Below are 1245 nucleotides of genomic sequence, written 5' to 3' on the forward strand. Positions count from 1 at the left end.
GAAATCCTGTGGGCCGGGACGAAGAAACAGGCTCACCTGAGCCGAACAAAGAAACGCAACAGGAATCGAAAAAGTCGAAATCAGGCTTGTCGATGTCATCCGTCGAGTGCAGCTTGGCGCGGTGCTCCTTGGGGAAAGTCATGTAGGCCAGCACGTCGGGCTCGGCGTCGTCCATGATTGTCGCCAGCTTCGGCACCTTCGGCCGGATCTGGTCGGCGACGGCGCGCCATTGCGTGCTTGCGGCCTCGGGCGTTTCCTGGGCGAAGGCGGTGGCGATGAAAGCGGAGACGACGCGGCGCCCGCTCTTGCCGGCATGGGCCAGCACGTTCCTCATGAAGTGGACGCGGCACCTCTGCCATGTCGCGCACAGCACCTTGGTGACGGCCGCCTCGATGCCTTCATGGGCATCGGAGACGACGAGCTTGACACCGCGCAGGCCGCGGCGGGTCAGCTTGCGCAGGAACTCCGTCCAGATCGGCTCGGCCTCAGACGTGCCGACCTCCATGCCCAGCACCTCGCGCCGGCCGTCCGCGTTGACGCCGACAGCGATGATGACGGCGACCGAGCCGATGCGGCCGCCGCGGCGCACCTTCAGGTAGGTGGCGTCGATCCACAGATATGGCCAGTCGCCCTCGATGCGTCTTTCAAGGAACGCTTTGACCTTGCCGTCGATCTCTTCGCACAGCCGGCTGACCTGGCTTTTGGAGATGCCGCTCATGCCCATGGCCTTGACCAGGTCGTCGACCGAGCGGGTCGAGATCCCCTGGACGTAGGCCTCCTGGATGACGGCGGTCAGCGCCTTCTCGGCCATGCGGCGCGGTTCGAGGAAACCGGGGAAATAGGAGCCCTTCCTGAGCTTGGGGATGCGCAGCTCGACGGTGCCGGCGCGCGTCTCCCAGTCGCGCTCGCGATAGCCGTTGCGCTGGGCCGTGCGCAACGGGTTCTTCTCGCCATAGGCGGCGCCGGTGGCGGCGCCAACCTCCAGTTCCATCAGCCGCTCGGCGGCAAAGCCAATCATCTCGCGCAAGAGATCGGAATCCGGAGTCTTCTCCACGAGCGCGCGCAGGTTCATCATGTCGTCGGTCATCGATGGTTCCTTCGAATCAGGTTGGTGTCAGCAACCCGACCTTACCGGCGAACTGTCGATGACCACCGCAAAGCCGCTCGCTCGCTACAGCGCTATCGAGGGCGCGCTCGCGAGCGGCTTCGCTACCGCCGAGCTACACCACCTGTAGGGACGCGACC

2 protein-coding genes are annotated in these 1245 nt (G+C 65.1%); one reads left to right on the forward strand and one right to left on the reverse strand.

Features of this window, described 5'->3' with window-relative positions; all coding sequences use genetic code 11:
* A partial coding sequence (locus tag NKJ91_RS33595) for an IS256 family transposase (protein ID WP_352458928.1) occupies window positions 1-1087 on the reverse strand: 1087 nt, incomplete at its 3' end.
* Between NKJ91_RS33595 and NKJ91_RS33600 the strand changes: the two genes are divergently transcribed.
* Window positions 1074-1235, forward strand: a complete 162-nt coding sequence (locus NKJ91_RS33600; RefSeq protein WP_167391251.1) for a hypothetical protein — start codon at window positions 1074-1076, stop codon at window positions 1233-1235. The two genes, NKJ91_RS33595 and NKJ91_RS33600, sit on opposite strands and share 14 nt — an antisense overlap.
* The last annotated feature ends 10 nt before the right edge of the window (window positions 1236-1245 follow it).

Source organism: Mesorhizobium sp. M0040 (assembly GCF_040323505.1).
GTDB lineage: Bacteria > Pseudomonadota > Alphaproteobacteria > Rhizobiales > Rhizobiaceae > Mesorhizobium.